This window comes from Mycolicibacterium sp. Y3, from assembly GCF_051188035.1.
In the GTDB taxonomy this organism is placed as follows: domain Bacteria; phylum Actinomycetota; class Actinomycetes; order Mycobacteriales; family Mycobacteriaceae; genus Mycobacterium; species Mycobacterium fluoranthenivorans.
The window spans coordinates 1,241,451-1,267,633 of sequence record NZ_JAVQLT010000001.1; the positions used below are offsets into that span (position 1 = coordinate 1,241,451).

A 26,183-nucleotide genomic window follows, 5' to 3' on the forward strand; every position below is an offset into this window, starting at 1 on the left:
AGCCCGGTACTTGGACGTACCGTAGTCGGTACATCGCAGTACCAACTTGATGGGTGTGTGGACATGGCCGAAGCGACGACCGACCCGATCCGGCTGCCCCCCGGTCCGCGGCTGCCTCCACTGGTGCAGGGCCTGGCGTTCCTCAGTGCCCGGCGGTGGGTGCTCGACACCGCCGCGCGGCGGTACGGCACGGCCTTCACCGTGAAAGTGCCGATCTTCGGCACCGCCGTCGTCATCAGCGACCGCGCGCTGATCAAGGAGTTGTTCACCACCGGACCGGACCTGATCAGCAGGCCGGCGAATCTGGGCTCGGTGCTGGGCCCCGGATCCACCTTCAGCCTCAACGGTGACGAACACCGGGAACGGCGCAAGCTGCTGGTGCCGCCGTTCCACGGCAAGCGGATGTCCTCCTATGAAGCCATCATCGAGGAAGAGGTGCGTCGGGAGACGGCGACGTGGCCCGAGGGTGTCGAGTTCGCGACGCTCGAGCCGATGATGCGCATCACGTTGAGTGCCATCCTGCGCACCGTCTTCGGCGCACAGGGCCCCGCGCTGGACGAGTTGCGCGAGCTGTTGCCGCCGATGGTCCCGCTGGCATCGAAGATGGCGATCCTGCCCCGGGCGCTGCGGCGGGATCTCGGGCCGTGGAGTCCATGGGGCCGGGTGCAGCGGGCCCGGCGCCGCTACAACGAGATCATCGCCGGGCTGATCGCCGAGGCCCGCGCCGATCCCCGGTTCGAAGACCGCAGTGACGTGCTGGCGCTGCTGTTGAGCGCACGCTACGAGGACGGTTCGCCGATCGCCGACGATCATGTCGCAGACGAACTGCTCACCCTGCTCGCGGCCGGACACGAGACCACCGCGACGACACTGTCGTGGGTGATCGAACGACTGCGCCGGCATCCTTCGGTGCTGGAGTGCCTCGAGCACGACCACGGCGAGCTACTCCAGGCCGTCATCTGGGAGGTGCAGCGCACGCGGCCGGTGGTGGAGTTCACCGCGCGCATCGTCGACACCCGAATCAGGTTGGGCGACTGGGTCCTTCCCGAAGGTACGGCCGTCATCGCGAGCTTCGGCCTGTCGCACCGCTGCGAGTCCAACTTCCGCCATGCCATGGCGTTCGACCCCGACCGGTTCCTCGGCTCCAATCCCGACAACTACACCTGGATTCCCTACGGCGGTGGCATCCGGCGTTGTATCGGCGCGGCGTTCGCCAACATGGAGATGACGGTGACGCTGCGTACCTTGTTGCAGGACTTCGCTTTCGGCACCACCACCGCAGCCGGGGAACCACAACATTCGCGCGGCGTCGCGATGGCCCCCGGCGCGGGCGGGCGCGCCGTGGTCTTCCGGCGTCGCACGCCGGCCGAGACACCACACGAGGAGCAACGTGAGCAAGTCCATGCGTAGAACCATCAGTGGCCGCACCGCGGTCATCAGCGGTGCCGCGTCCGGGATCGGACGTGCATTGGCGCAGCGGCTTTCGGCGCACAGCTGTCCGGTGGCGATCTCCGATATCGACGAGGCGGGACTCAAGGAGACCGAGGCCGCGCTGTCCGGTCCGGTGCTGCGCAAGGTGCTCGACGTCGCTGACGCCCAAGCTCAGCGCGACTTCGCGGCCGAGGTCGCCGCGTGGGCGCCGGTACCGATCGGCGCGGTGTTCAACAATGCCGGCGTGGCCGTGTCGTCCAGTGTGCTGGAAGCGAACACCGACGACGACAACTGGTTGTGGGATATCAACTTCCACGGTGTGGTCAACGGCACGCGGGCCTTCCTGCCCATCCTGGTGCGGCAGGATCGCGGGGTCGTCGTCAACACGTCCAGCGTGTTCGGCCTGGCCGGCATGCCCAACCAGAGTGCTTACTGCGCTGCGAAATTCGCGGTGCGCGGCTTCACCGATGCGTTGCGCCAGGAGTTACGCGGTACCGGGGTGTCGGCGGTCAACGTGCACCCGGGTGGGATCAACACAAATATCGTGCGCAATGCACGGGTCCGCAAGGACCCCGACCGCCGGGGGCGTACGCACGATGAGATGGTGGCGGAGTTCGCCGCGCTCACCATGACCGAACCCGACGAGGCGGCCGCAATCATCCACCGCGGCGTGGAGGCCGGGAAGGCCCGCGTCCTGGTGGGGCCCGACGCGTACGTGTTCGACGCGCTCACGCGCATCACGCCGACGTACTACTACGACGTCATGAGCCGGGTGGAATCGGTGCTCCGCCGGCGTGCCCGCCGCTGACCCGGGCTTGTTCGAGGAGCACCGGGTCGTGCGCGTTGACGATCAACAGGTCGGGCTCGTGTCGGCCGGCCAGTTCGGCCAGTCGAGCATGGTTGTCCCGCAGGCGGTTCCGGTCGAACGAGACGAAACTCTCCATCCGGCTCAACATCGGCGGGACAGCCGCGCCCCGGATCGTCCCGTGGTGGTAGAACGCGTCACCGGCGTGCAGGATCCAGCGCTGCCCCGCGTCGACGGCCACGCACGCGTGGCCGCGGGTGTGCCCGGGTAGCGACACCAGCACGATGCCGGGAAAAAGCTCCTTGGCAGCGGCGACTTTGTGGGCAACCCCGGCAAGCATGTCAAACGGTGCACTTTGTCAGCCTCGGGGTGTGACGTGGGCGCTGCGGTACGTTGAAATGATGGTCCGGCCAGCCCAAACGGCGCGAAGTGAGCGCACCCGCGAAGCGCTGCGGCAGGCGGCCCTGGTGCGATTTCTCGCTCAGGGGGTGGAGGAGACCTCGGCCGAGCAGATCGCCGCCGATGCCGGGGTGTCGCTGCGGACGTTCTATCGCCACTTCTCGTCCAAGCACGATCTGCTCTTCGTCGACTACGACGCCGGCCTGGAGTGGTTCCGCGCGGCCCTGGCCGAACGGAACTCGGGCGAGTCGATCGTGGAGTCGGTGCACTCGGCAATCCTGGCGTCACCGTACGACGTGGAGGCGGTGGCCAAGATCGCCGCGCTGCGCGCCGAGGAACTGGAGCCCGGCCGGATCGTGCGCCACATCCGGCAGGTCGAGGCCGATTTCGCCGAAGTCGTCGAAGAACATCTGCGTCGCGATTACCCGCCCCGGCCGGGTACCGACGCCCGACTGCGGGTGACGGTGGCGGCCCGGTGTATCGCCGCGGCGGTGTTCGGTGCCATGGAGGTGTGGATGCTCGGCGAGCGGTCGCTTCCCGAACTGGCCCGGCTGACCCGCAGTGCGCTGAACTCGTTGGAGACGGGCCTCCTCCCGTCCTAGTTTTGTCAATATTGACAAAACATTCCTCGGCTGCCAGCCTCGGTTGATGCCGGATTCCACGGATTTCGATGCCATCGTGATCGGCGCGGGCCACAACGGCCTGGCCGCCGCCGCCTTGCTGCAACGCGCCGGACTGCACACCCTCTGTCTGGATTCCAAGCTCTACGCCGGTGGCATGGCCTCGACCGTCGAACTCTTCGACGGCTACAAATTCGAGATCGCGGGTTCACTGCAGTTCCCGACCTCCGCGGTGGTCAGCGCGGAACTCGGTCTCGACGAACTGCCCTGTGTCGACGTCGACGTGATGTCGGTGTCACTGCGCGGGATTGGCGACGAGCCGGTGATCTACTACACCGACCCGATGAAGCTGCTCACCCACCTCAACGAGGTGCACGGCGCCGAAGCGGTCAACGGTATGGCCGGCCTGATGGCCTGGAGCCAGGCGCCCACCCGGGCGCTCGGGCGCTTCGACGCCGGGAAGCCGCCCCGCACACTCGACGAGATGTACGGCTGTGCCACAAACGAATTCGAACGTGCGGCGATCAGCGACATGTTGTTCGGCTCGGTCACCGACGTGCTGGACCGGTATCTGCCCGACGGTGAGAAGCACGGCGCACTGCGCGGCATGTTGTCCTTCCTGGCCGTCAACACCACCTACCGCGGTCCTGCCACCCCGGGCAGCGCCGCGGCGCTGGCGTTCGGGCTGGCGGTGCCCGACGAGAATGCCGTGCTGATGAAGAAGCTGCGCGGCGGCATCGGGACGCTGACCGATCACCTGGTGCGCCGGCTCACCACGGCCGGCGGCGAAGTGCGCCTGCGAGCCAAGGTCGACGAGATCCTGGTCGACGGCGGGCGGGTCACCGGAGTGCGATTGGCCGATGGCACCGTGGTGAGTGCGCCGGTCGTCGTCTCTGGCATCGCACCCGATCTCACCGTCAACGGATTGATCGACCCCGGCGCCGTTCCCGCCGATATCAGGGAACGCTTCGCCCGCATCGATCACCGCGGCAGCTACCTGCAGATGCACTTCGCGCTGGACGGACTCCCCACCTTCGCCGAGCCCTACGGCATGCTCAACAACCCCGAGATGCAGGCGGCCATCGGGCTTTTCAGCACTCCCGAGGAACTGCAACAGCAGTGGGAGGACAGTCGGCGCGGCATCGTGCCCGCCGATCCCGCCGTCGCCATGCAGATGCCGTCCGTGCACGACCCCGACCTGGCGCCACCGGGCAAGCACGCGGTGTCGGCGTTCGCGCTGTGGTTTCCGATCGAAGCGGGTTCGGCGTCCTACGGGGAATCGAAGGCCGAGATGGGGCGGCGGGTGATCGAGAAGATCACCCGCATCGCGCCGGATTTCGAGCAACTCATCACCCGGCACACCACCTTCACCCCGCGGCATATGGGCACCATGTTCGGCGCGCCCGGCGGCGACTACTGCCACGGGCTGATCCACCCCGAGCAGATGGGCCCCAACCGGCCCGGCCCCAAAGGCTACGCCGACCAACCGATTCCGATCGAGGGTCTGTACCTCGGCAGTGCCGGCTGCCACGGCGGGCCCGGCATCACGTTCATTCCGGGCTATAACGCCGCGCAGGCGGTGCTGGGTTAGCCCCTGGCCTGGAGCTGGGCCATCCAGTCCCTGGGCACTCGCCCGCGCGGCCCCGGAACCGTCTGATCCAGCGGGTGGCATTGCGGGTCGGCCAGTTCCGGGCCGTCGTAGTATTCGTTCGTGTCGTAGTTCCAGAACCAGTCCTCGTCCGGTTCGAAGCTGCGGATGACGGGATGCCCGGTGCTACGCCAATGCGCCTGCGCGTGGCGGGACAGCGAGTCGTCGCAGCAGCCGATATGCCCGCAGGCGGCGCAGCGGCGCAGGTGTACCCACCAGCCGCCCGCCGCATCGCATTCCAGGCAACCGGTACCGCTGGGTGTCGCGTTCGGGTCGACGTCCGGCTGGGCTTCCGGATCGGCAGGTGTCATAAGGCGAGCTTACTGTGCGGCAAGCGTTTGCATCGATGAGATCAGATCACGCTGAGCAAAACTATTCTCGTCATGTCCACCAGCAAAATCCGATATTGACGTCGACATTCCTGTGAGCACTGCTTTTGACAGCTAACTTCGGTGGCCTTAACGTCCGCGCGATGACAGCTCGACCCCTGCCAGGGCAGGCCGCCCGGTCCATGGATGCCGTGGGCGAGTTCGTCGTGCTCAGCGCCGAGACCTTCGCTGCCATGTTCCGGCGGCCGTTCGCCTGGCGCGAGTTGTTCGAACAGATCTCATTCGTCGCCAGGGTGTCCATCTTCCCGACGATCATGTTGTCCATCCCGTACACCGTGTTGATCGTCTTCACCCTCAACATCGTGCTGCTGGAGATCGGGGCCGGCGACCTCTCCGGCGCGGGGGCGGCGCTGGCCTCGGTCACCCAGGTGGGGCCCGTCGTCACCGCCATCGTCGTCTCCGGCGCCGGGGCCACGGCGATGTGCGCGGACCTCGGCGCCCGCACCATCCGCGAAGAGATCGACGCGATGAAGGTGATCGGCGTCAATCCTGTTCAGGCCCTGGTGGTTCCACGCGTCATCGCCGCCACCTTCGTGGCGTTGATGCTGTACTCCGTGGTTGCTGTCGTCGGCCTCACCGGCAGCTACATCTTCGTCGTCTACGTTCAGCACGTCACCCCCGGCGCGTTCGTCGCGGGGCTCACCCTGCTCACCGGTCTGCCCCAGGTGATCGTGTCGCTGGTGAAGGCCTTGTTGTTCGGCCTGTCCGCCGGGCTGATCGCCTGCTACAAAGGCCTGTCGGTGGGCGGCGGCCCCACCGGTGTGGGCAACGCGGTCAACGAGACCGTGGTGTTCGCGTTCATGGCGCTGTTCCTGATCAACATCCTGGCCACTGCGCTCGGCGTGAAGGTCGCGCCCTGATGAGTGACGCCACAGCCGGCAAGCGCACCCCGGCCGACCGGCTCCGGGTGATCGGCGAGCAGACCGCTTTCTACGGCCAGTCGCTGCTGCACATCGGTGATGCCATCCGGCGCTACCCCGGTGAGGTGCTCCGGCTCATCGCCGTCATGGGGCTGGGCACCGGCGCGCTGGCCGTCATCGGCGGCACCGTCGTGATCATCGGCTTCCTCACCCTGTCCACGGGTGCGCTGATCGCGGTGCAGGGCTACAACACCCTGTCCAACGTCGGCATCGAGGCACTGACGGGCTTCCTGTCGGCCTTCCTCAACGTCCGGTTCATCGCCCCCGCCACCGCGGGGGTCGCCCTGGCAGCCACCATCGGCGCCGGCGCCACCGCACAGCTGGGCGCCATGCGGATCAATGAGGAGATCGATGCGCTGGAGGTGATGGGCATCCGGGCCATCACCTACCTGGTGTCGACGCGCATCGTGGCCGGCGTGGTCGTGGTCATCCCGCTCTACACGGTGGCCGTGCTGATGTCGTTCCTGGCCACCCAGTTCGGCACCACGGTCATCTACGGCCAGTCCAACGGTGTGTATCAGCACTACTTCTCCACCTTCCTGCGCCCGATGGACCTGGTGTGGTCGTTCATCGCCGCCCTGTCGATGGCCGCCGCGGTCATGGTGGTGCACACCTACTACGGCTTCACCGCGACCGGCGGGCCCGCCGGCGTAGGGGAGGCCGTCGGACGGGCGGTCCGCACGTCGGTGACTGCCACGGTGTTCGTGCTGCTGACCATCACGCTGTCCGTATACGGACAGTCCGGCAACTTCCACCTCTCGGGCTGACCCGGATGACCAACGGTGCCCGCCGCGAAAAGATCGACCCGATCTGGTACGCGCCCATCCTCTTCATCCTGATCGGCGCGCTGATCGCACTCACCGCCGTGCTGTTCAACGGGACGCTGCGGTCTTTCGTCGCGGTCACCCTGATCTCCGACCGTTCCGGTCTGGTCATGGAGAACGGCGCCAAGGTCAAACTGCGCGGTGTGCAGGTGGGTGAGGTCGGTGCCATCGGCACACATAATGGACTCGCGTCACTGAACCTCAAACTCGACCCCGGGCCGTTCACGTACCTGCCCAGCAATGTCGAAGCAGAGATCAAGTCCAGCACCGCTTTCGGGGCCAAATACGTCGACCTCATCGTGCCGGACAACGCCAGTCCGGAATCGCTCAAACCGGGCGCAGTGCTGCACTCCCGCAATGTCACCGTCGAGGTGAACACCGTCTTCGAGAACCTGCAGTCGGTGGTGCACGCCATCGACCCGGCGAAACTGAACTCCGTGCTGTCGGCGGTGGCGGAGTCCTTGCGCGGCAAGGGCGAGCGCATCGGCGAAGCCATCACGTCGGCCGACAACCTGCTGCTCACCGTGAACCCGCGGATGCCCACGGTGCAGCGGGACTGGCAACTGTTCGGCCAGACCACCGCCGCCTATTCCGATGCCGCCGACGACATCCTGTCGATCCTCGACTCGGCGGCCACCACGAGCGCCACGATCACCACGCACGCTCAGGCGTTGGACAACGTGCTGTTGTCGGCGATCGGGTTCGCCCAGACCGGGGTCGACGTGATCGGCGGCAATGAGCAGAACCTGGTGCGCGCCATGAACATCCTGGACCCGACCACCAGCCTGCTGTTGAAGTACTCACCCACCTATACCTGCCTGTTCCAGGGGGCGCAGTGGTTCCTGGAACACGGCGGCCGGGATGCCATGGGCGGCAACGGGAAGTCCGTCATCATGGACGCCGCGCTGCTCGCCGGCGACGACCCGTACCGCTTCCCGGACAACCTGCCCATCGTGAACGCCAAGGGTGGGCCCGGAGGTAGGCCGAGCTGCGGGTCGCTGCCCGACGTCACCAAGAACTTCCCGGTCAAATACCTGGTCACCGATACCGGGTTCGGCACCGGGCCGGATATCCGCACCAACCCCGGTATCGGATTCCCGGGCTGGGCCAACTACCTGCCGGTCACCCGGGCGGTCCCCGAACCGCCCAGCATCCGGTACAACGGCCCGCCCGCACCTGGACCGTTCCCACCGCAGTTCGCACCGGGACCGCCCCCGCCGCCCGACCCGGTACCCGTACCTCCTCCGCCCGCGAACCCCTAGGACGACTCATGCGACGAAAAGGCCTCACCGGCACGGTGGTGCGGGTGGCGTTGTTCACCGCCATGTGCCTGGTCTTCCTCTTCGCGCTGGTGACGGTGTTCGGGCAGTTCCGGTTCGACTCGCGGGCCACCTTCCACGCCGTGTTCACCAATGTGTCGGGACTCAAGGAGGGCAACTTCGTCCGCATCGCCGGCGTCGAGGTCGGCAAGGTCGGCACGATGACGCTGCAGAAGGACGGCACCGTCCACGTCGACTTCTCCATCGACAAGAACCTCGCCCTCACCGAGGGCACCACCGCGGCGGTCCGTTACGAGAACCTGATCGGCGACCGGTATCTGGCGCTCGAAGAAGGTGCGGGGTCGGTGCACCGGCTGACGCCGGGGGAGACCATTCCGAAGGAGCGCACCTCACCCGCTCTGGATGTGGACGCGCTGATCGGCGGGTTCCGCCCGTTGTTCCGGGCGCTGGACCCCGATCAGGTGAATGCGCTGTCCGGCGAACTGCTCAAGGTGTTCCAGGGCCAGGGCGGCACCATCTCCTCGGTGCTGGCCCAGACGTCGGCACTGACCACCACGCTGGCGGGCCGTGACCAACTCATCGGTCAGGTCATCACCAACCTGAACACCGTGCTGGGCACCTTCGGCGAACGCGATGAACAGTTCTCGGCGGGTCTGGACAAACTCTCGGAACTGGTGCAGGGATTGTCGGACCGCCGGACCGATATCGCACACGGCGTGGCGCACATCAGCGCGGCGACGGCCACCGTCGCCGACCTGCTCACCGATATGCGACCCCCGCTGAAAGAGGCCGTGGTACAGGCAGATCGGGTGTCCGGTCAGATCGAGGCCGACCACGCCTACGTGGACGACCTGGTCAAAACGCTGCCCGACGCCTATCAGATCCTGGCGCGCAACGGGCTCTACGGTGACTACTTCGGCTTCTACCTGTGCGACGCGATTCTCAAGGTCAACGGCAAAGGCGGCCAACCCGTGTTCATCAAACTCGCCGGACAGGACACAGGACGGTGCACACCCAAGCAGGGCGAGCGCAGCGACGGGGGAAGGTGATGACATTGAAACTGAAGCGCCCCAACATCAAACCCCTTGCCGAGCGCAACCGGATCGTCGTCGGCGTGGTCGGCACCCTGATCCTGATCGTGGTGGTCATCGCCGCGTTCTCCTACGACCGGCTGCCGTTCATCAAGGGGACATCGGACTACTCCGCCTTCTTCTCCGAAGCCGGCGGCATCAAACCCGGTAGTGACGTGCGGGTTTCGGGCCTGTCCGTCGGGCGGGTGTCCGATATCCACCTCGACGGCACCAAGGTCCGGGTCGACTTCAGCGTCAAGGACGGTGTCGAACTGGGCGACCGCACCGAGGCCGCGATCAAGACCGAAACCGTGCTCGGCACCAAGATGCTGGAGATCACCCCGCGCGGCGACGGCCACCTCACCGGCACCATCCCGCTGGAACGCACCACCTCGCCCTATGACCTGCCGACCGCACTCGGTGACCTGACCACCGCCGTCAGCGGCCTGGACACCACCCAATTGTCCTCGGCGCTGACCACGTTGGCCGATACGTTCAAACAGACCCCGGGCGACCTCAAGCTGGCCCTCGACGGTGTCGCCCAGTTCTCCGACACCCTCAACGCGCGCGACGCGCAGCTGCGCAACCTGCTCGGCAACGCCAACAAGGTCACCACCGTGCTCGCCAAGCGCAGCGACCAGATCGCCGGGCTCGTGGTCAACGCCAACGCCCTGCTCTCCGAACTGGTGGCCCAGCAAGGCGCCCTGGACAGCTTCATGGGCAACTTGACGGCGGTGTCACATCAGATCTCCGGGTTGGTGGCCGACAACCGCACCCAGCTCACACCGGCCCTGGACAAGGTGAACGGGGTGTTGTCCATCCTGGACAACCGCAGGAAGGAACTGCAGCGCACCGTCGCCCTGTTCCGCCGATACGCGATGTCATTCGGCGAGGTGCTGGGTTCGGGACCGTACTTCAAGGCCTCCCTGGTCAACCTGTTGCCCGGGCAATTCGTCCAGCCGTTCATCGATTCGGCCTTCTCCGACCTCGGGCTCGACCCGAACGTGAAACTGCCCTCGGAACTGGTCGACCCCGCGATCGGGCAACCGGGTACCCCGGCCCTGCCGTCCCCCTTCCCGCGCACCGGCCAGGGTGGGGATCCCAAACTCTTCCTGCCCGACGCCATCACGGGTAATCCGGGCGATCCGCGCTATCCCTATCGCGAACCGCTGCCGGCCCCGCCGCCGGGTGGTCCGCCCCCTGGACCGCCGGCCCTGGCGCCGCCCGGAATCGTCGGGCCGGTGCCGTACACCGGACCCACGCCGGTCCTGGTGCCCGCACCCGGTGAGCCGGGAGGTCAGCCGTGACACACTCCAAGGCCCGCTCTCTAACGGGGGTTCTGCTGGTGGTCATTCTGGCCGCCGGTATCAGCGTGGTGGCGACGCCGGCCGGATCTGGTTGGTGGAAACACCTCGCCAAGGACACCTTCAGCGCGTACTTCGCCAACGCCAACGGGTTGTACAAGGGCGACGAGGTGCGAATCCTGGGCGTGGCCGTCGGCACGGTCGACAAGATCGAACCACAACCGCAATCCACCAAGGTGACCTTCTCCGTCGAGTCGCAATATCCGGTGCCGGCCGACGTGAAGGCGGCCATCCTGTCCCCGTCGCTGGTCAGCGCGCGTGCCATCCAGTTGGTACCCGCCTACGACGGGGGACCGAAACTCGCTGCGGGGTCGTCGATCCCGCAGGACCGCACCGCCGTCCCGGTGGAGTGGGACGACTTCCGGCAGCAACTGGAGAAGCTGACCGCCGCCCTGCAACCACAGAGCCCCGGCGGCCCCAATTCGGTCGGCGAGTTCATCAGCAGCGCTGCCGACAACCTGCGCGGCGAGGGTGACACGGCTCGCGACACGGTGATCAAACTGTCGCAGGCGCTCTCGGCGCTCGGCGACCACAGCACCGACATCTTCAGCACCGTGCGCAACATGCAACTGCTGGTGTCCGCCCTGTCGTCCAGCAGTGACCTACTGGCTGCGTTCAATCAGAACTTCGCCCAGGTCAGTACGGTGCTGACCAACACACCCGACGAAGTCGCCGATGCGACAAAGGGTCTCGACAATGCTGTCGGAGATCTGCGCGGCTTCGTCGCCGAGAACCGCGAGGCGCTGGGCACCACCTTCGACCACTTCAACCAGATCACCACCGCGCTCAACGACAGCCGCACCGATATCAAGCAGGTGCTGCACATCGGGCCGACGGTGTTCCAGAACTTCGTGAACATCTATCAGCCCGCCCAGAGTGCGATCACCGGCATCCTCGCGCCGGTCAACTTCGCCGACACCGTCCAATTCCTCTGCAGCGCAGTCCAGGCCGCGTCACGGCTGAACTCCGAACAGTCGGCCAAGCTGTGCGTGCAGTACCTGGCACCCATCGTCAAGAACCGCCAGATGAACTTCTTCCCGATCGGCGGCAACCCCTTCGTGGGCGCCGTGGCGCGACCGAACGAGATCACCTACAGCGAGGACCGGCTGCGGCCTCCCGGAGATCCGCTTCTGCCCCCGGTCGGGGCGAGCGAAGCGACGGGGTCTGGAGTCGACCCGGTGGGACTGCTCGCCGCCGAAGCACCACCCACGGCCACACCCGACCCAGCGGCCGGGCTGCCCGGCCTCATGGTCCCCGGTGGCGGTACCCCATGAGGCGGCCCCTGCTCGCGGTACTGCTGGTGGCCTGCCTGGCGGTGATCCCCGGATGCCAATGGCGCGGCCTGAACTCTCTGAGCCTGCCCGGCACCGAGGGGGCCGGGGACGGCTCCTACACCATCCAGGCGCAGCTGCCGGACGTCGTGGTGATCCAGCAGAACACCCGGGTACGGGTCGCCGATGTGAACGTCGGCAACGTCACCAAGATCGAGGTACAGGACTGGCACGCGCTGGTGACCATGCGGATCAACGGCGACGTGCACCTGCCCGCCAACGCCACCGCCAAGGTGGGGCAGACCAGCCTACTGGGCTCCATGCACATCGAACTGGCCCCGCCGACCGACGAAGCGCCGCAGGGGCAGCTGCACGACGGGTCACTGATCCCGCTGTCCTCGGCGGCCACCTATCCCACCACCGAGCAGACGCTGGCCTCGGTGTCGGTCCTGCTCAACGGTGGCGGGCTGGGGGAGTTGCAGGAGATCAACCAGACTTTCGCCAAGGCGCTTTCCGGTCGTGAGAACGACATGCGCAGCCTGCTCACCCAGCTGGACACGTTCATCACCCAGGTCAATGCACAGACCGACGACATCATCACCGCGACAGAGCATCTCAACTCGCTGGCCGGGAAGTTCGCCGCCGGCGACGCGACCGTCGACAAGGCGCTGACCACCCTGCCGCAGGCGCTGGCTGTGCTGGCCGACACCCGCACCAAGCTGGCCGACGCGATCGACGGGCTTGGCAAGTTCAGTGCCGTCGCCAATTCGACTGTGCGGCAGAGCAAAGAGGCGCTGGTGGACAACCTGCGCAATATCGGCCCGGTGCTGCGTTCACTGGCCGATGCGGGCCCGTCGCTGACCAGGGGACTGGACTTCCTGTCCACCTATCCGTGGGTGAAGAGCAATCTGTCCAAGTGGTTCCGCGGCGACTTCGCCAACATCACCCTGGTGCTCGACCTGACGCTGAGCCGGCTGGACAGCAGCATCTTCACCGGCACCCGCTGGGAGGGCGACCTGACCGAGCTCGAGATGCAGTGGGGCCGGACCATCGGGCAGATGCCGAGCCCCTATACCGGTGGCAACCCGTTGGTCGCCCCCTACCACTTCGGGGGGTACTGACATGTTGCGCCTGCATCGCAAGGTGTGGATCCAGTTGGCGATCCTGGCTGCCGTCACGCTGATCTCGGTGGGCGTCATGGCCTTCGGCATCGTGAACGTGCCCGCGCTGCTGGGATACGGTCGGTACACGGTGTCGTTGGATCTGCCGACCTCGGGTGGCCTGTACGAGAGTTCGGTCGTGACCTATCGCGGTGACGAAATCGGGCGGGTCACGAGTGTCGACGCCACCTTGGACGGGGTGCGGGCCGAACTGACCCTGAAGTCGTCGACGCCGGTACCCGCCGATGTGTCCGCGGCGGTGCACAGCCGCTCTGCCGTCGGCGAGCAGTTCGTCGAACTCACCCCCGGCGTGGACAGATCGGGCGCGGCGGCTCTTCTTCATGACGGCGATGTGATCCCGGTCGGCAAGGTGTCTGTGCCGCCCGATATCGGCCACCTGCTCGATGCCACCAACCGTGCGCTGCAGGCGATCCCGCAGGACAACCTGAAGACCGTGGTCGATGAGGCCGCCAAGGCGGTCGGCGGGCTGGGGCCGGAATTGTCGCGCATCGTCGATGGCTCGACCGCGTTGGCCATCGAGGGCGGTAAGTCGACCGAGCAGTTGGGCCGGCTCATCGATGAGGCGCCTCCGGTGCTGGATTCACAGGTGCAGACCGCGGATTCGATCCGGACCTGGGCGGCGCACACCGCGTCACTGTTCGGCCAGTTCAAAGCCCAGGACCGGGCATTCGCCGATCTGCTGGAGCAGGGCGCCCCGGCGCTGAACGAAGGTAGACAACTTTTCGGCCGGGTGGCGCCCGCGTTGCCGGTGCTGCTGGCCAATCTGGTCAGTCTGGGCGATATCGCGGTGACCTACCGCAACGACATCGAGCAGCTGCTGGTGCTGTTCCCGCAGGGCACGGCGGTGATGTCGGCGATCGCCGCCGCGGACGCCAACGTCAAGCAGGCCTATAACGGGATCTATCTGGACTTCAACCTCAACCTGAACCTGCCGCCGCCCTGCAATACGGGCTTCCTGCCGGTCAAACAGCAGCGCGCACCGTCGCTGCAGGACTATCCGGACCGCACCGCCGGTGAACTGTACTGCCGGGTTCCGCAGGACTCCGACCTCAATGTCCGTGGGGCGCGCAATATCCCATGTGAGGCCAAGCCGTGGAAGCGGGCGCCGACGGTCGAGATGTGCGAGAGCGACCAGGAGTACGTCCCGCTCAACGACGGCTACAACTGGAAGGGCGATCCGAACGCCACGCTGTCCGGGCAGAGCATTCCGCAGTACCCGCCCGGCACGCCACCGGCGTCCACGCCGGAAGGTGCCGCGCAGGGTGCGGCCGCAGTGTCACTACCGCCACCCGTGGTGGCCGTGCCCTACGACCCGGCCACCGGGGACTACATCGGCCCCGACGGCCGGCGTTACACCCAGGGCGACCTCGCCAACCCGGGCAACCGGACGTGGCAGTCGATGCTGGTGCCACCGGGGCGGTAGGCGGGATTACTCGGGTTTTTCGCGCCAGGCCCGCTCGAACGGCAGCCGCCAGGCGTTCGGCGCGATGAGCTGGTGGATGGCGTTCGGGCCCCATGTTCCGGGCTGATAGACCTTGGCCGGGGGCGGGTCCTCCAGTAGCTGTTTCGAGCGCTCCCACAGCGATTCGATACCTTCGGCGGTGGTGAACAGGGTGTGGTCGCCACGCATGGCGTCCAGGATCAGCCGCTCGTAGGCCTCCAGCACGTCGCCGTTCGTCGCGATCTCCGTCGTCGAGAACTGCATCGACATCTTGTCCAGCTTCATCCCGGGCCCCGGCCGCTTGCCGTAGAACGACAGTGACACCTTGGAGTTGTCCGCCAGATCGAAGGTCAAGTGGTCCGGTCCTTGTGAGCCGACACCGGAGCCGGCCGGGAACATCGTCCGCGGGGCCTCCTTGAAGGCGATCGAGATGATGCGCATCCCCTCGGCCATCTTCTTGCCGGTGCGCAGGTAGATGGGCACACCGGCCCAGCGCCAATTGTCGATACCGACCTTCAGGGCGATGAACGTCTCGGTGTCCGAATCTCTTGCGACACCGGTGAGTTCGCGGTAGCCGGCGAACTGGCCGCGCACCACGTCGCTGCATTTGATCGGCAGCATGGAACGGAAGACCTTGTTCTTCTCCTCGCTGATCGCCCGGGGCTCCAGCGCGGTCGGAGGCTCCATCACCACGAAGGCCATCACCTGGAACAGGTGCGTGACCACCATGTCCTTGTACGCGCCGGTGCTCTCGTAGAAGTTGGCCCGCTCGTCCAGGCCGAGCATCTCCGGGATGTCGATCTGGATATGGTCGATGAAGTTGCGGTTCCAGATCGGTTCGAAGAGGCCGTTGGCGAACCGGAACGCCAGGATGTTCTGTGCCGCTTCCTTACCCAGGAAGTGGTCGATGCGGAAGACCTGACGTTCCTTGAAGGTTTCGTGCACGAAATCGTTGAGCGCGACCGCGCTGGCCAGGTCGGTGCCGAACGGCTTTTCCATCACCACCCGTGAGCGCTCCACCAGATTGGCCTCGCGCAACATGGTGATCACCGCACGCGCGGCCTTGGGCGGTACCGAAAGATAGTGCAGCCGTTGAGCATTGCCGCCCAGCCTGGTTTCTGCGTCGGCGACCGCCGCCGCCAGTGCCTCCGGGCCCGCGCCTTGGGGCACATAGCTCACGATCTTGGCGAAGTTGGCCCACTGCTCATCGGTCAGCTTGTGGGTGCCGAACTTCTCGATGGCCTCTTTGGCAAGCGCGCGGAACTCGTCGTCGGTGAGATCCTCCAGGGAGGTCCCGACCACCTGGATATTGGGCGCGAGCTCGGATTGGTCCAGGTACGCCATCCCCGGGAGCAGCTTGCGCTTGGCGAGATCGCCGGTCGCCCCGAACAGGACGATGACGTGCGGCTCGAGCGGATCGCCGTCGCGGCGATGCGGGCGGGCGCCCGGCGCGGGATAGGCGATGGTCTGCGGGTTGTCTGGCAAGGTGGCGGCCACTCGGCCGATGCTTCCATCAGATTGTGAACTCTGCACGACATCGAGGCGCTGATTTGTGACCGCCGGCCGGTAGCGGGTGGCTATGGTCACCCCATGGCAACCAGTGACTCCCGTGAAGTGGTCATCGAAGCGACACCCGACGAGATCTTCGCCGTCGTCGCCGACGTCGAGTCGACCCCCACGTGGTCACCGCAGTATCAGAAGGCGGAGGTCGTCGACACCGACGACGAGGGCCGCCCCCGCGTGGTGAAGCAGACCATCAAGACGGTCGGCATCACCGACGTACTGACCGTCCAGTACACCTGGGAGCCGGACAAGGTCAGCTGGGAGCTGGTCAAGGCGAGCCAGCTGAAATCGCAGAAATGCAGTTACACGCTGGCCCCCTTGGGGGGAACTGACCCCAAGACGCGAGTGCGGTTCGACATCACCGTCGAACTCGCCATCCCGCTGCCCGGATTCATCCTCAAGAAGGTGATGAAGGGCGCCCTCGACGTCGCCACCGACGGGCTGCGCAAGGAAGTGCTACGAAGGCAGAAGGCCGGATAAGTCATTTTGCATACTGTTTGAAAGGCTCGGGCTGAGCAAGTGGCGTCTGATCTGCTGTGAAACTCAAACGTCACCGCCTCTAACATGCCCGAAACGGCAAACGGTATACTGTTCTCGGTGTGAGCTTTCCTGACGGTGAGACGGCGGTGACCCGTCAGACGCTGTTCACCGATGTCTACCTCTGGATCGGTGCCGGGCCGACGCCGGCGCCCACCGACCTCCTCGTGGACGCGCCGCTCATCGCGGCGATCGGATCGGACGCTCGTGCACTTGCCGCGCCGGACGCGCGCGTGGTTGCCGGCGCGGGCCGGCATCTGGTGATCCCCGGCCTGATCAACGCGCATTTCCACTCACCCGCCAACCACCTCAAGGGCTCGCTGCCCAGCCTGCCGCTGGAGCTCTTCATGCTGTTCGAGTCGCCTGCCGACGAGGCGCTGCGACCTACACCGCGTGAGATCTACCTGCGCACCATGCTGGGCGCCATCGAGATGCTGAACCACGGCACCACCTCGGTGCAGGACGACGCGTTCCTGATGCCAGGCCCGGATCCAGACGCGATCGATGCCATGCTCGCGGCATACGCCGACAGCGGGATCCGGGCGACGGTGGCTCTGGACCAACCCGACCTGCCCGACGCCGACAAACTGCCCTTTCTGGGCGAGATTGCGGCCGCCACGCCGTGGCGTGACGCCGTGCACGCCCCCGCTCCGATGGCGGCCGCTGACCTGCTGAACTGCTACGAGTATCTGTTCTCCCGCTGGCACGGCGCGGCGGATGGGCGGCTGCGCGCCGCGGTGTCCATCTCGGCACCACAGCGGGTTTCGGTGCCGTACTTCGAGGCCCTGGTCCAGTTGAGCCACCGGCACCACACCCCGTTGTTCGCGCACATGCTCGAGACCAAGACCCAACGGGTGCTGAGTCAGCACCAGGCCCGCTTCGCCGGTCGCTCATTGGTGCGCTACACCGCCGATCTCGGCCTGCTCGACGAGCACACCAATGTCATCCACGCCGTGTGGGTCGACGATGCCGATCTTGATCTCATCGCGGCGGCCGGGTCGACGGTGCTGCACAACCCGGTGAGCAATCTGCGGCTGGGCAGCGGGGTGATGCCGTTGCGCGCCATGCTCGATCGCGGTATCCCAGTCGGGCTGGGTGTTGATGAGGCGATCTGCAACGACGCCGTCGATATGTGGAGCGTCGTGCGGATGGCCGGCCTGATCCACAACATCACCGATCCTGACAGCGACCGCTGGCCCCGGGCCACCGAGGTGCTCGACTGTCTCTGGGCGGGCGGGGCCCAGGCGATGGGACTGCCGGACACCTTGGGCGCCATCGCGCCCGGCCGGCTCGCCGATCTCGCGATGCTGGACCTGCACACGCCTACCTTCACCCCGCGCAACGATGTCGCGGGCCAACTTGTGTACTGCGAGAACGGTTCCGATGTGGTCGCGACCATGGTCGACGGCGTGCTGGTGGCCGGGGCCGGCCGGCTCACAAGGGTCGATCAGGACGCCCTCTTGGGCGAGGCACGTGAACTGTTCGCGGCCCGCCGGCCGGACCTGATCGAGGCGCAGACCGCGGCCAGGGAAGTGCTGCCGCTCTACCGGGAGGTCGTCGATCGAGCTGCCGCCGCCGATGTCGGAATCAACAGATGGGTGAAGTGATGCGGGTGCAGGGGCGCTGGCCGGGAGACGCGCCGCTGGCCGTCTATGTGGCAGTCGGTGTCGAAGACTACCGGCCTGACGAGGGCTATGCAGAGAATCTGCTGCCCGACATACCAGCCCCCGACGCGGTCAACCGGGCGTGGCGCGAGTACGGCAACAACGTGGGCGTGTACCGACTGCTGCAGCGACTCGGCGATCTCGGCATCCCGGCCACCACACTGCTGAACACCATGCTGTACGGCACGGTGCCCGCGGTGCCCGACGCCCTACGCGCTGCCGGAGCGGAATTCGTCGGACACGGGGTGTCGAACTCCGATTCGCTGCACGGACTGGAGGAGAACGAGGAACTGGCCTACCTGACCACGGTTGCCCACGCCATCGACAACCACGAGGGCGCACCGCCGGGCGGATGGTCCACACCCTGGCTGATCCATACCCCCAGTACGGTGGACAACCTGGTCCGGGCCGGTTACAGGTATCTGCTCGACTTGCGCCGCGATGATCAGCCGGAGTGGCTGACCTCGTCAGCTGGTGCGCTGCTGTCGATTCCGTACGCGCTCGAACTCAACGACTCGACCTCGATGATCGGCAGGCATGTCGGCGCCGCCGAGTTCGCCGACATGATCGTCGACGAGTTCGATGAGCTACGGGAATCCGACGAGGGCAGACCAATCGTGATGAGCATCGTGCTCCACTCGTTCATCTCGGGCGCCCCATTTCGTCTGCGCCACATCACCCGTGCGCTGGACCATATTGCCGCACAGCGTGACTCAGTATGGATCGCCCAGCCTCGGCAGATCTACGAGGCGTTCGCCCGGATGTGCCCGCCGCCTGCGGTCCTGACATGACCGCCCTCACCGTGCCACGCCGACGGTTCTCCCCGTTGCAGATCGAGATGCCCGGCCTGCGCGGCAGGTGCAATCAGGCGATGGTGGCCGTACTCGTGGTGGTCACCGCGTCGGTGGTGGTCGTCCCATGGCTCGCGCCGTTCGACCCGGTGCAACCCGTCGGTGAGCTGAACCTGCCGCCGTTCACGCCGACACATCTGCTCGGAACCGACGGGGTCGGTCGAGATGTGCTCAGCCGGACCCTGATCGGCATGCGTACCAGCTGGCTGTCGGCGCTCGTCATCGTCGCCGTCGGTCTGATCGTGGGCGGGACCATCGGACTCGTCGCCGTCGGTCTGATCGTGGGCGGGACCATCGGACTCGTCGCCGGCGCGGCTGGGCGGTGGGTGGACGGCATCCTGATGCGGATCACCGACCTGTTCTTGTCCCTGCCCGGAACTCTGGTCGCCATCGCCATCGTGGCGGCCCGTGGACCCGGCCTGACCAACACGCTGATCGCCATCTCGATCGTGTGGTGGCCGTATTACGCCCGCGTGGTGCGCGGGGAGGTCCGCGCGCTGGCCGCCCGGCCGCACGTGGAAGCCGCCCGGCTGGCCGGGGCGGGGCGGCCGCGCCTGGTGTTTCGGCACCTGCTGCCCGGCGTGGTCCCCACCTCGGTGGTGGCGGCCAGCCTGGATGTCGGCAACGCGGTCCTGCTGCTGGCCGGGCTGTCCTTTCTCGGGCTGGGGCAACGCGAGCCCGCGCCCGAACTCGGCTCCGACACGGCGGCTGCGTTACCGCAACTGCTCAGCGAGTGGTGGGTGCCGGTGATCCCGGCGGTCACCATTCTGCTGCTCAGCCTGGTGGCCAACCTCGGTGGGGATGCCCTGGGCAAGGTGCTGGGTGAGAACTCATGATCAGGTTCATCATTCGCCGCTCCTGCTGGGCTGTGTTGCTGCTGGCCGTGCTCTCTGCGGCGGTGTTCATCCTCCAGATGATGAGCCCGGGTGATGGGGTCAAGGCCTATCTTGGCGCCAACGCCACACCGGATGCCGTCGCCGAGGCCCGCCACCGGCTGGGTTTGGACCGCCCGCTCACCGCGCAGTATCTCAGCTATGTGTGGCGCGCCCTGCACGGCGATTTCGGCATCTCGATGCGCAGCCGCGATCCGGTATGGGCCGATCTCGCGACGTTCGCCCCGGCCACCGGTGAACTGGTGCTGTGCGCGTTCGGCATCGCGCTGGGCCTGGCGGCGCTCTTCGCGCTGTCCGGGGCGATCCAGATTCCCGGCACCTCCTGGTACCGCGGGGCGCTGCTGATCGCCGGGTGTGCACCGCCGTTCCTGATTGCGATGGGCGCCCTGATCGTGTTCTACCGTAACCTGAACTGGCTGCCCGGAGGTGGGCGCGGGCCGACCACTGGACCCACCAATCTGGTTCTGCTGGACAGCATCCTGGGCGCCGACCCCGCGCAGTGGTGGACCGGATTGCAGCACCTCATCCTGCCGGCGGCCACCCTGGCGATCGCGCCTGCACTCGCCATCGGCCGGATACTGCGCTCCAGTCTGGAGTCGACGATGAAGGCCGACTACATGCGCAGCGCGCAGATGAAAGGTCTGGGCGCGGGTGCGATGGTGGTGCGCCACGTCCTGCGCAACGCCATCAACCCGGCCCTGTCGATGGCCGGTCTGCAACTCGGTTTCATGTTCGCCAGTGTCGTTGTGGTGGAACAGATCTTCAACTGGCCGGGCATCGGAAACTATCTCGCCGCCAGCATCCCGGTCGATGACTTCCCCGCTATCGCGGGGGTCACGCTGCTGCTGGGAGCCATGTACATCGTCGCCAACGCCGCCGTCGACATCCTGCAAGCCATGGCAGATCCCCGGATCGCACTGTGAAGCGCGGTCCGCGAGTGCCAATCGTCACCATCCCAAGGAGATTCGCGTGACATCAATGAACACCCGCGTCGCCACCGCGGCATTCTGCGCGGCAACGGTCCTCGTCGCGGCGACCGCGTGCGGCGGCAAGACCTCCTCTTCCGGCGGCGATGCCAAGCCGCCGACCGACGGTGTCCTGGTCCTGGGTCTCAACGGAGATATCGGCCAGCCGCCCGACCCCGACATCTACTACGCCAACAACGGTGTGGCGATCATCCAGAACGTGTACGAGGGCCTGGTGAAATACAAGGACGGCGCTGACCGGCCCGATATCGCCCCTGCGCTGGCCACCTCGTGGACCGTCAACCCGCAGAACACGGTCTTCACCTTCACCCTGCGTGACGGCGTCACGTTCCACGACGGCACCCCGTTCGACTCGTCGGCGGTCAAGGCATCCTTCGACCGGCGCACGGCGGTCAACGGCGGTCCGGCGTACATGGTGGCAGGCGTGCAGGGCGTCGCCACACCGGACGCCCGCACCGCCGTCGTGACGCTCAAGGAGCCGAACTCGGCCTTCCTGGACTATCTGGCGTCACCCTTCGGGCCCAAGATGGAATCGCCTGCAGGACTGGCGAAGAACGCCGGCGCCGACCATGCGCAGGACTTCCTGAGCAAGCACGACCTGGGTACCGGACCGTACGAACTGAGCAAGGCCGAGACGGGCCGGGGATACGACCTGACCGCCTATCCCGGGTACTGGGGTCAGAAGTCGCCGTTCACGACGGTGCGGCTGACCGTCTACAACGACGTCTCCGCGCTGCAACTCGCCTTGGATAGCGGTGACGTCGCCGGCGCGGTGAACGCGTTGCCGTCGTCCAACCTCAAGCGTTACCAGTCGCTTTCGTCGGTGACGAACCACTTCCTGCCGACCCTCGGGGCAGCCCTGCTGACGCTGAACCCCAGCAAGGACTTCTTCCGCACCCAACCGGCGCGGGCGGCTTTCCTGCAGATGATCGACCAGAAGAAGTTGGTCAGCGACGTGATGGGGGACACCTCTGAGGTGGCCACCACCATGTACGGCAAGGGCATGATCCCCGGCGGGGCCGATCAACAGCACATCACCTATGACCCCACGGTCATGGCGGCGTACGCCAAGACACTGCCCCCGAACACAGAGATGACGCTGGGCTACGCGACCGGTAACGAGAACGCCCAGAAGATGGCCAACATCGTTGTCGCGCAGCTCCAGACGATGGGTATCCGGGCGTCGGCGCAGGCCTACCCGACAGCAACGGTATTCTCCTGGCCCAATGACCCCACCAAGGGGCCCGATGCGTTCGTCGACGGCAGCAACGGTCCCGACGGCGGTAACCCGTACATGTGGGGACACGTCTTTTGGGACAAGTCCGGCGGAATCAACTACTTCCTCTGTGACAGCCCGGCCGTGGACGGCATGCTCGACGACGCGGTCAAGACCGGTGACATCGCCACCTACGTCAAGGCCGGTGACGCCTATGGCGCCACTGGGTGCTACATGACCCTGGCCTACAACAAGGACTGGGTCGTCGCGCAGAAATGGCTCGGCAATATCGAGAACGCGCACAACATCGGCTCTTTCGAGTTGAACTTCAACCAGCTCACTATCGAGGCACCGAAGTGACGATCACGCTGCCATCCTCAGGAGGAGACGACATGGCCGACAGCGCCGTTCCGAAGATCACCCCGAGCGCGGAGTACATGACTACCGCCCGCATCGGCGACGAAGCCAGCAGCGGTACCGTCGATGTCGACACCGTGGACCTGACGGGCTCCGTGGGCCCCGGTGCGACCGAAGCCCGTGCCGTCGAGGTGGCGGCGGAGTTGGTGTCCTCCTTCCGGAACACCGGATTCGCGGTGGTGACAGGGCACGGCATCCCGCAGCGGGTGTTCGACGACTACTGCGCGACATCGCGGGAATTCTTCGCGCTGCCGGTGGACGAGAAGATGGCGGTGTCGTTCCCGTCCCCGGAGATCATCCGGGGATACGAGCCGCTGCCGGACATCACCGGCGCGGTCCGTGCGCCCAACGCCATGGAGTCGCTGTTGATCAATCGGCTCGACACCGTCGACGACTACCGGCCCGGCAGCCCACAGGCCCGGCTGTGGCGCTGGCCGAACCTGTGGCCGGACCGCCCCGCCGATCTGCGGCCGGTGTGGGAACGCTACTACCGGGAGATGGAGTCGCTCGGGGACCGGCTGCTGGAGTTGATCGCGGTGGGTCTGGGGCTTCGGCAGGACTGGTTCGCCGACAAGTTCGATCGCCACTTCAACAACCTGGCGTCGAACTACTACCCGCCCCGCCACGACGTCGGCGACGGGTTCATGATCCCCAACGGCACGCACACCGACCACGGTGCCCTGACCCTGCTGTACCGGCCCAGCGAACCCGGCGGTCTGGAGGTCTTCGCTCAGGACAAGTGGTGGAACGTGCCCTACATCGAGGGCTCGCTGGTGCTCAATGTCGGTGATGTGCTCGAACATTGGAGCGGCGGAATCCTCCCGGCGACACCGCACCGGGTGGTGTGGGCGCAGGGTCCCGCCGCGGCGCTGGGCAGGCAGTCCGTCGCCTACTTCCAGCAGCCCAACCCGGATGCCTCACTGGCCGCCGCGCCGGGGATGCCCGCCGGCGAGGCGCCCAGTACCGCCGCGGGGCCACACATCTCACGCAAGGAACTGGGCCAGGCCACCCTCGACATGCTGGGCATCTGATCATCGAGCCGGACTGTCGACGGGTAGCGTCACGAGTCGGCCCGCCGGTCGACCGCGGTGCGCCATGCCAGACAGGAGGGGCCATGTCGAGCGTGAACACGGACGGCGCACGATCGTTGTCGTCCCGGATGGTCTATGAATCGTTGCGGGAAGGCATCATTCGCGGCACCTATCCACAGGGCACACGGTTGGCCGAACAACGGCTGGCCACCGAGTTCAACATCAGTCGGGTGCCGCTGCGCGAAGCCGTACCCCGGCTCGAGGTGGACGGGTTCGTGCGCACCCTGCCCCGGCGCAGCGCGGTGGTGAATTCGTGGACGGCCCAGACCGTACACGAGCTGTTCGACGTGCGGCTCTGCCTGGAGGTCGGTGCCGCGAGATACGCCGCGCGACAGGTTGCGGCAGGTGCTCGTACCGACCGCCTGCATCAGGCGCTGGACGACGCCACTCGCGGATTGCAGACCCGCGACGTCTACGTGGTGGCCGAGCAGAGCACGGAGTTCCATGAGGTGATCGCCGACCTGACCGGCAATGAGCTGATGCGTTCGATGATGCGGTCACTGGCAGGCCGGATGATGTGGCTGTTCTACATGACCTCCGACCTCGACAACGTCGCAGCGCACCAGGATCACGCCGATATCGTCACCGCCATCGAGACCGGCAATGAACGCCTCGCTGAGAGCGTCGCCTACGCCCACATCGAACGGGACCGGCACGAGTCGGTGGAGGTGCTCAGGCGCCACGGCCTGTTGCTCGACTGACTCTGTCGATTTCAGCAAAGGGTGCGTACGGTCGGTGACGGCGTTTACGGGGTGTGCTGTCGGCACGCGTGCACCGCACGCGAGCCAGTCGGTGCGCGGGACGCGAAGATCGCCGCCCCGATCGACCAGATCGATTGGTGACGATGCGTTTACGTCTGAGGCAAAATTAGCCTTCAGAATCGTTGCGCGAGGCTGAATGGGTAATTACATTTGCCCGTATGGCTGTCACGGCAACGCGGGAAGTCGTCTTCGACGCCCTGCCCGAGGAGATCCTGGACGCTATCGCCGATATCGACTCGGTGCCGTCGTGGTCGTCGCTGCACCGGGAGACCGAGGTGCTCGACCGTCACCCGGACGGCCGCCCGCATCACGTGCGGGCAACGCTCAAGATCATGGGATTCACCGACAGGGAACTGCTGGAGTATCACTGGGGCGAGAACTGGGTGGTGTGGGACGCCGCCGACACCGGCACCCAGCGCGGCCAGCACGGTGAATACAACCTCACCCGCGAGGGTGACCGGACCCGGGTGCGTTTCGACCTGATCATCGACCTCGCCGCGCCGATCCCGGATTTCATCGTCCGGCGGGCGAAGAAGCTGGTGCTCGACACCGCCGTGGACAGCCTGCATCAACAGGTCATGGACAAGTACTCAGCCTGAGCCGAACGGAATTCCCGGTGCCGGGCGGAGGGTTGTGCTCAGCATGCCCACCGGAGTAGTGCTCGATCCCGACCGTACTTCTGCCAACCACGTCGAGGCCGCCATCGACCAGGCCCGCCGTGCCTACGACGCAGGCATCCGCCAGTTGTGGATCGCCCAGCAGTTCGACCATGACGCCATCTCGCTGGCCGGCTATGTCGGCGCCGCGGTGCCCGGCCTGGGTGTCGGGACGTTCGTGGTGCCCATCAACCCCCGGCACCCGCTCATCGTCGCCTCGCAGGCGCAGACGGCTCAGGCCGCCACCGGGGGGAACTTCAGCCTCGGACTGGGGCTCGGTGCGCATGCACCCGAGCAGGCCGCCTTCGGCACCGCCTGGCCGAACACCATCGGCCGGCTTCGTGAGCACCTTCAGGTGCTGCGGTCCATCCTCGACACCGGCACCGTCGACTTCCACGGTGCCGAGTTCACCGCGGCCCCGGAATGGCCGGTCACGGTGGCCGGCGGGTCACCACTTCCGGTGTACGTCGCCGCCATGGGGCCCAAGGCCCTGCGCGTGACGGGAGAACTGGCCGATGGCACATTGCCGTACCTGGCGGGGCCGCGCACCGTGGCGGAGTTCATCGTGCCGACGATCTCCAAAGCGGCGGCCGAGGCGGGCCGGCCCGCACCGAAGGTGATCGCCGCGGTGCCCGTGCTGGTGACCGATGATGTCGACGAGGGCCGGGCCCGGGCGCAGGAGGCCCTCGAGTTCTACGCCACCATCCCGTCGTACGCGAAGGTCATCGAGCGCGAAGGCGTGGATTCGGTGATCGATCTCGCCGCCGTCGGCACGGCCGCCGAGGTGACCGCAGCGCTGCGGCGCTATCTCGACGCCGGAGCCACCGACGTCGTGTTGAGCCCGTTGGTCCGCACCGGTATTGCCTCGCTCGAGCCCATCTGGGAGGTGGGCGCCGCGCTGTAAG

At 66.6% G+C, this 26,183-nt stretch carries 24 protein-coding genes and 1 pseudogene; 22 read left to right on the forward strand and 3 right to left on the reverse strand.

Annotation, left to right across the window (positions count from 1 at the left end; genetic code table 11):
* The first annotated feature begins 63 nt into the window (after window positions 1–63).
* Both QN239_RS06135 and QN239_RS06140 read left to right on the forward strand, forming a co-directional pair.
* Window positions 64–1,410 carry a cytochrome P450 gene (locus tag QN239_RS06135; RefSeq protein WP_499008712.1) on the forward strand — a complete coding sequence of 449 codons (1,347 nt, stop codon included), beginning with the start codon at window positions 64–66 and terminating at the stop codon, window positions 1,408–1,410.
* On the forward strand, window positions 1,403–2,239 hold the full coding sequence (locus tag QN239_RS06140; RefSeq protein WP_499008714.1) for an SDR family NAD(P)-dependent oxidoreductase: 837 nt from the start codon (window positions 1,403–1,405) through the stop codon (window positions 2,237–2,239). Before QN239_RS06135 ends, QN239_RS06140 begins: the two co-directional genes overlap by 8 nt.
* On the opposite strand, the pseudogene QN239_RS06145 reads toward QN239_RS06140, so the two are convergent.
* Window positions 2,193–2,549 (reverse strand): annotated as a pseudogene (locus QN239_RS06145) (MBL fold metallo-hydrolase); the annotation flags it as partial. The gene QN239_RS06140 and the pseudogene QN239_RS06145 overlap by 47 nt on opposite strands.
* 88 nt (window positions 2,550–2,637) lie before the next feature.
* On the opposite strand from QN239_RS06145, the gene QN239_RS06150 reads away from it, so the two are divergent.
* Window positions 2,638–3,237, forward strand: a complete 600-nt coding sequence (locus QN239_RS06150; RefSeq protein WP_499008716.1) for a TetR/AcrR family transcriptional regulator — start codon at window positions 2,638–2,640, stop codon at window positions 3,235–3,237.
* A gap of 46 nt (window positions 3,238–3,283) precedes the next feature.
* The gene (locus QN239_RS06155) at window positions 3,284–4,846 is read left to right on the forward strand and encodes a phytoene desaturase family protein (protein ID WP_499008718.1); all 1,563 of its coding nucleotides are present in this window, start codon (window positions 3,284–3,286) and stop codon (window positions 4,844–4,846) included.
* Here QN239_RS06155 and QN239_RS06160 read toward each other — a convergent pair.
* The gene (locus QN239_RS06160; RefSeq protein ID WP_499008720.1) at window positions 4,843–5,214 is read right to left on the reverse strand and encodes a UBP-type zinc finger domain-containing protein; all 372 of its coding nucleotides are present in this window, start codon (window positions 5,212–5,214) and stop codon (window positions 4,843–4,845) included. The two genes, QN239_RS06155 and QN239_RS06160, sit on opposite strands and share 4 nt — an antisense overlap.
* Window positions 5,215–5,375: 161 nt before the next feature.
* Here QN239_RS06160 and QN239_RS06165 point away from each other — a divergent pair, with 161 nt between their 5' ends.
* The 8 genes from QN239_RS06165 to QN239_RS06200 are packed head-to-tail and all read left to right on the forward strand — an operon-like array spanning window position 5,376 to window position 14,625.
* Window positions 5,376–6,152, forward strand: a complete 777-nt coding sequence (locus tag QN239_RS06165; RefSeq protein WP_499008722.1) for an MlaE family ABC transporter permease — start codon at window positions 5,376–5,378, stop codon at window positions 6,150–6,152.
* Window positions 6,152–6,979 (forward strand): ABC transporter permease, encoded by an 828-nt coding sequence (locus QN239_RS06170; RefSeq protein ID WP_090354550.1) that lies wholly within the window; start codon window positions 6,152–6,154, stop codon window positions 6,977–6,979. The genes QN239_RS06165 and QN239_RS06170 overlap by 1 nt, the downstream gene beginning before the upstream one ends.
* Before the next feature lie 5 nt (window positions 6,980–6,984).
* Entirely contained in the window at window positions 6,985–8,298 is a 1,314-nt protein-coding gene (locus tag QN239_RS06175) for an MCE family protein (RefSeq protein ID WP_499008723.1), read from the forward strand.
* A gap of 8 nt (window positions 8,299–8,306) precedes the next feature.
* On the forward strand, window positions 8,307–9,365 hold the full coding sequence (locus QN239_RS06180; RefSeq protein WP_499008725.1) for an MCE family protein: 1,059 nt from the start codon (window positions 8,307–8,309) through the stop codon (window positions 9,363–9,365).
* The gene (locus QN239_RS06185) at window positions 9,365–10,693 is read left to right on the forward strand and encodes an MCE family protein (RefSeq protein ID WP_499008726.1); all 1,329 of its coding nucleotides are present in this window, start codon (window positions 9,365–9,367) and stop codon (window positions 10,691–10,693) included. The genes QN239_RS06180 and QN239_RS06185 overlap by 1 nt, the downstream gene beginning before the upstream one ends.
* Complete coding sequence (locus QN239_RS06190; protein WP_499008728.1) at window positions 10,690–12,024, forward strand: MCE family protein; 1,335 nt, start codon at window positions 10,690–10,692, stop codon at window positions 12,022–12,024. The genes QN239_RS06185 and QN239_RS06190 overlap by 4 nt, the downstream gene beginning before the upstream one ends.
* Window positions 12,021–13,142 carry an MCE family protein gene (locus tag QN239_RS06195; protein WP_499008729.1) on the forward strand — a complete coding sequence of 374 codons (1,122 nt, stop codon included), beginning with the start codon at window positions 12,021–12,023 and terminating at the stop codon, window positions 13,140–13,142. The genes QN239_RS06190 and QN239_RS06195 overlap by 4 nt, the downstream gene beginning before the upstream one ends.
* 1 nt (window position 13,143) lies before the next feature.
* Window positions 13,144–14,625: an MCE family protein gene (locus tag QN239_RS06200; protein WP_499008731.1), complete on the forward strand. Its 1,482-nt coding sequence runs from the start codon at window positions 13,144–13,146 to the stop codon at window positions 14,623–14,625.
* 6 nt (window positions 14,626–14,631) lie between these two features.
* On the opposite strand, the gene zwf is transcribed toward QN239_RS06200, so the two are convergent.
* On the reverse strand, window positions 14,632–16,140 hold the full coding sequence (zwf, locus tag QN239_RS06205; protein ID WP_499008733.1) for a glucose-6-phosphate dehydrogenase: 1,509 nt from the start codon (window positions 16,138–16,140) through the stop codon (window positions 14,632–14,634).
* Window positions 16,141–16,233: 93 nt separating this feature from the next.
* On the opposite strand from zwf, the gene QN239_RS06210 reads away from it, so the two are divergent.
* The 10 genes from QN239_RS06210 to QN239_RS06255 all read left to right on the forward strand — a co-directional run bounded on the left by QN239_RS06210 (window position 16,234) and on the right by QN239_RS06255 (window position 26,182).
* Complete coding sequence (locus QN239_RS06210; protein ID WP_499008734.1) at window positions 16,234–16,686, forward strand: SRPBCC family protein; 453 nt, start codon at window positions 16,234–16,236, stop codon at window positions 16,684–16,686.
* 119 nt (window positions 16,687–16,805) lie between these two features.
* The gene (locus QN239_RS06215; protein WP_499008736.1) at window positions 16,806–18,350 is read left to right on the forward strand and encodes an amidohydrolase family protein; all 1,545 of its coding nucleotides are present in this window, start codon (window positions 16,806–16,808) and stop codon (window positions 18,348–18,350) included.
* Window positions 18,338–19,198: a polysaccharide deacetylase family protein gene (locus tag QN239_RS06220; RefSeq protein WP_499008738.1), complete on the forward strand. Its 861-nt coding sequence runs from the start codon at window positions 18,338–18,340 to the stop codon at window positions 19,196–19,198. The genes QN239_RS06215 and QN239_RS06220 overlap by 13 nt, the downstream gene beginning before the upstream one ends.
* Window positions 19,195–20,094, forward strand: a complete 900-nt coding sequence (locus QN239_RS06225; RefSeq protein WP_499008740.1) for an ABC transporter permease — start codon at window positions 19,195–19,197, stop codon at window positions 20,092–20,094. The genes QN239_RS06220 and QN239_RS06225 overlap by 4 nt, the downstream gene beginning before the upstream one ends.
* On the forward strand, window positions 20,091–21,074 hold the full coding sequence (locus QN239_RS06230; protein ID WP_499008741.1) for an ABC transporter permease: 984 nt from the start codon (window positions 20,091–20,093) through the stop codon (window positions 21,072–21,074). The genes QN239_RS06225 and QN239_RS06230 overlap by 4 nt, the downstream gene beginning before the upstream one ends.
* Window positions 21,075–21,129: 55 nt before the next feature.
* Complete coding sequence (locus QN239_RS06235) at window positions 21,130–22,713, forward strand: ABC transporter substrate-binding protein (protein ID WP_499016608.1); 1,584 nt, start codon at window positions 21,130–21,132, stop codon at window positions 22,711–22,713.
* 32 nt (window positions 22,714–22,745) lie between these two features.
* Window positions 22,746–23,801, forward strand: coding sequence for an isopenicillin N synthase family dioxygenase (locus QN239_RS06240; RefSeq protein ID WP_499008743.1), 1,056 nt, complete (start codon window positions 22,746–22,748; stop codon window positions 23,799–23,801).
* An 83-nt stretch (window positions 23,802–23,884) separates the two neighbouring features.
* Complete coding sequence (locus QN239_RS06245) at window positions 23,885–24,562, forward strand: GntR family transcriptional regulator (protein ID WP_167165088.1); 678 nt, start codon at window positions 23,885–23,887, stop codon at window positions 24,560–24,562.
* A 218-nt stretch (window positions 24,563–24,780) separates the two neighbouring features.
* Window positions 24,781–25,221, forward strand: coding sequence for an SRPBCC family protein (locus QN239_RS06250; protein ID WP_499008745.1), 441 nt, complete (start codon window positions 24,781–24,783; stop codon window positions 25,219–25,221).
* A gap of 43 nt (window positions 25,222–25,264) precedes the next feature.
* Entirely contained in the window at window positions 25,265–26,182 is a 918-nt protein-coding gene (locus QN239_RS06255) for a TIGR03564 family F420-dependent LLM class oxidoreductase (protein WP_499008746.1), read from the forward strand.
* Window position 26,183: the final 1 nt, after the last annotated feature.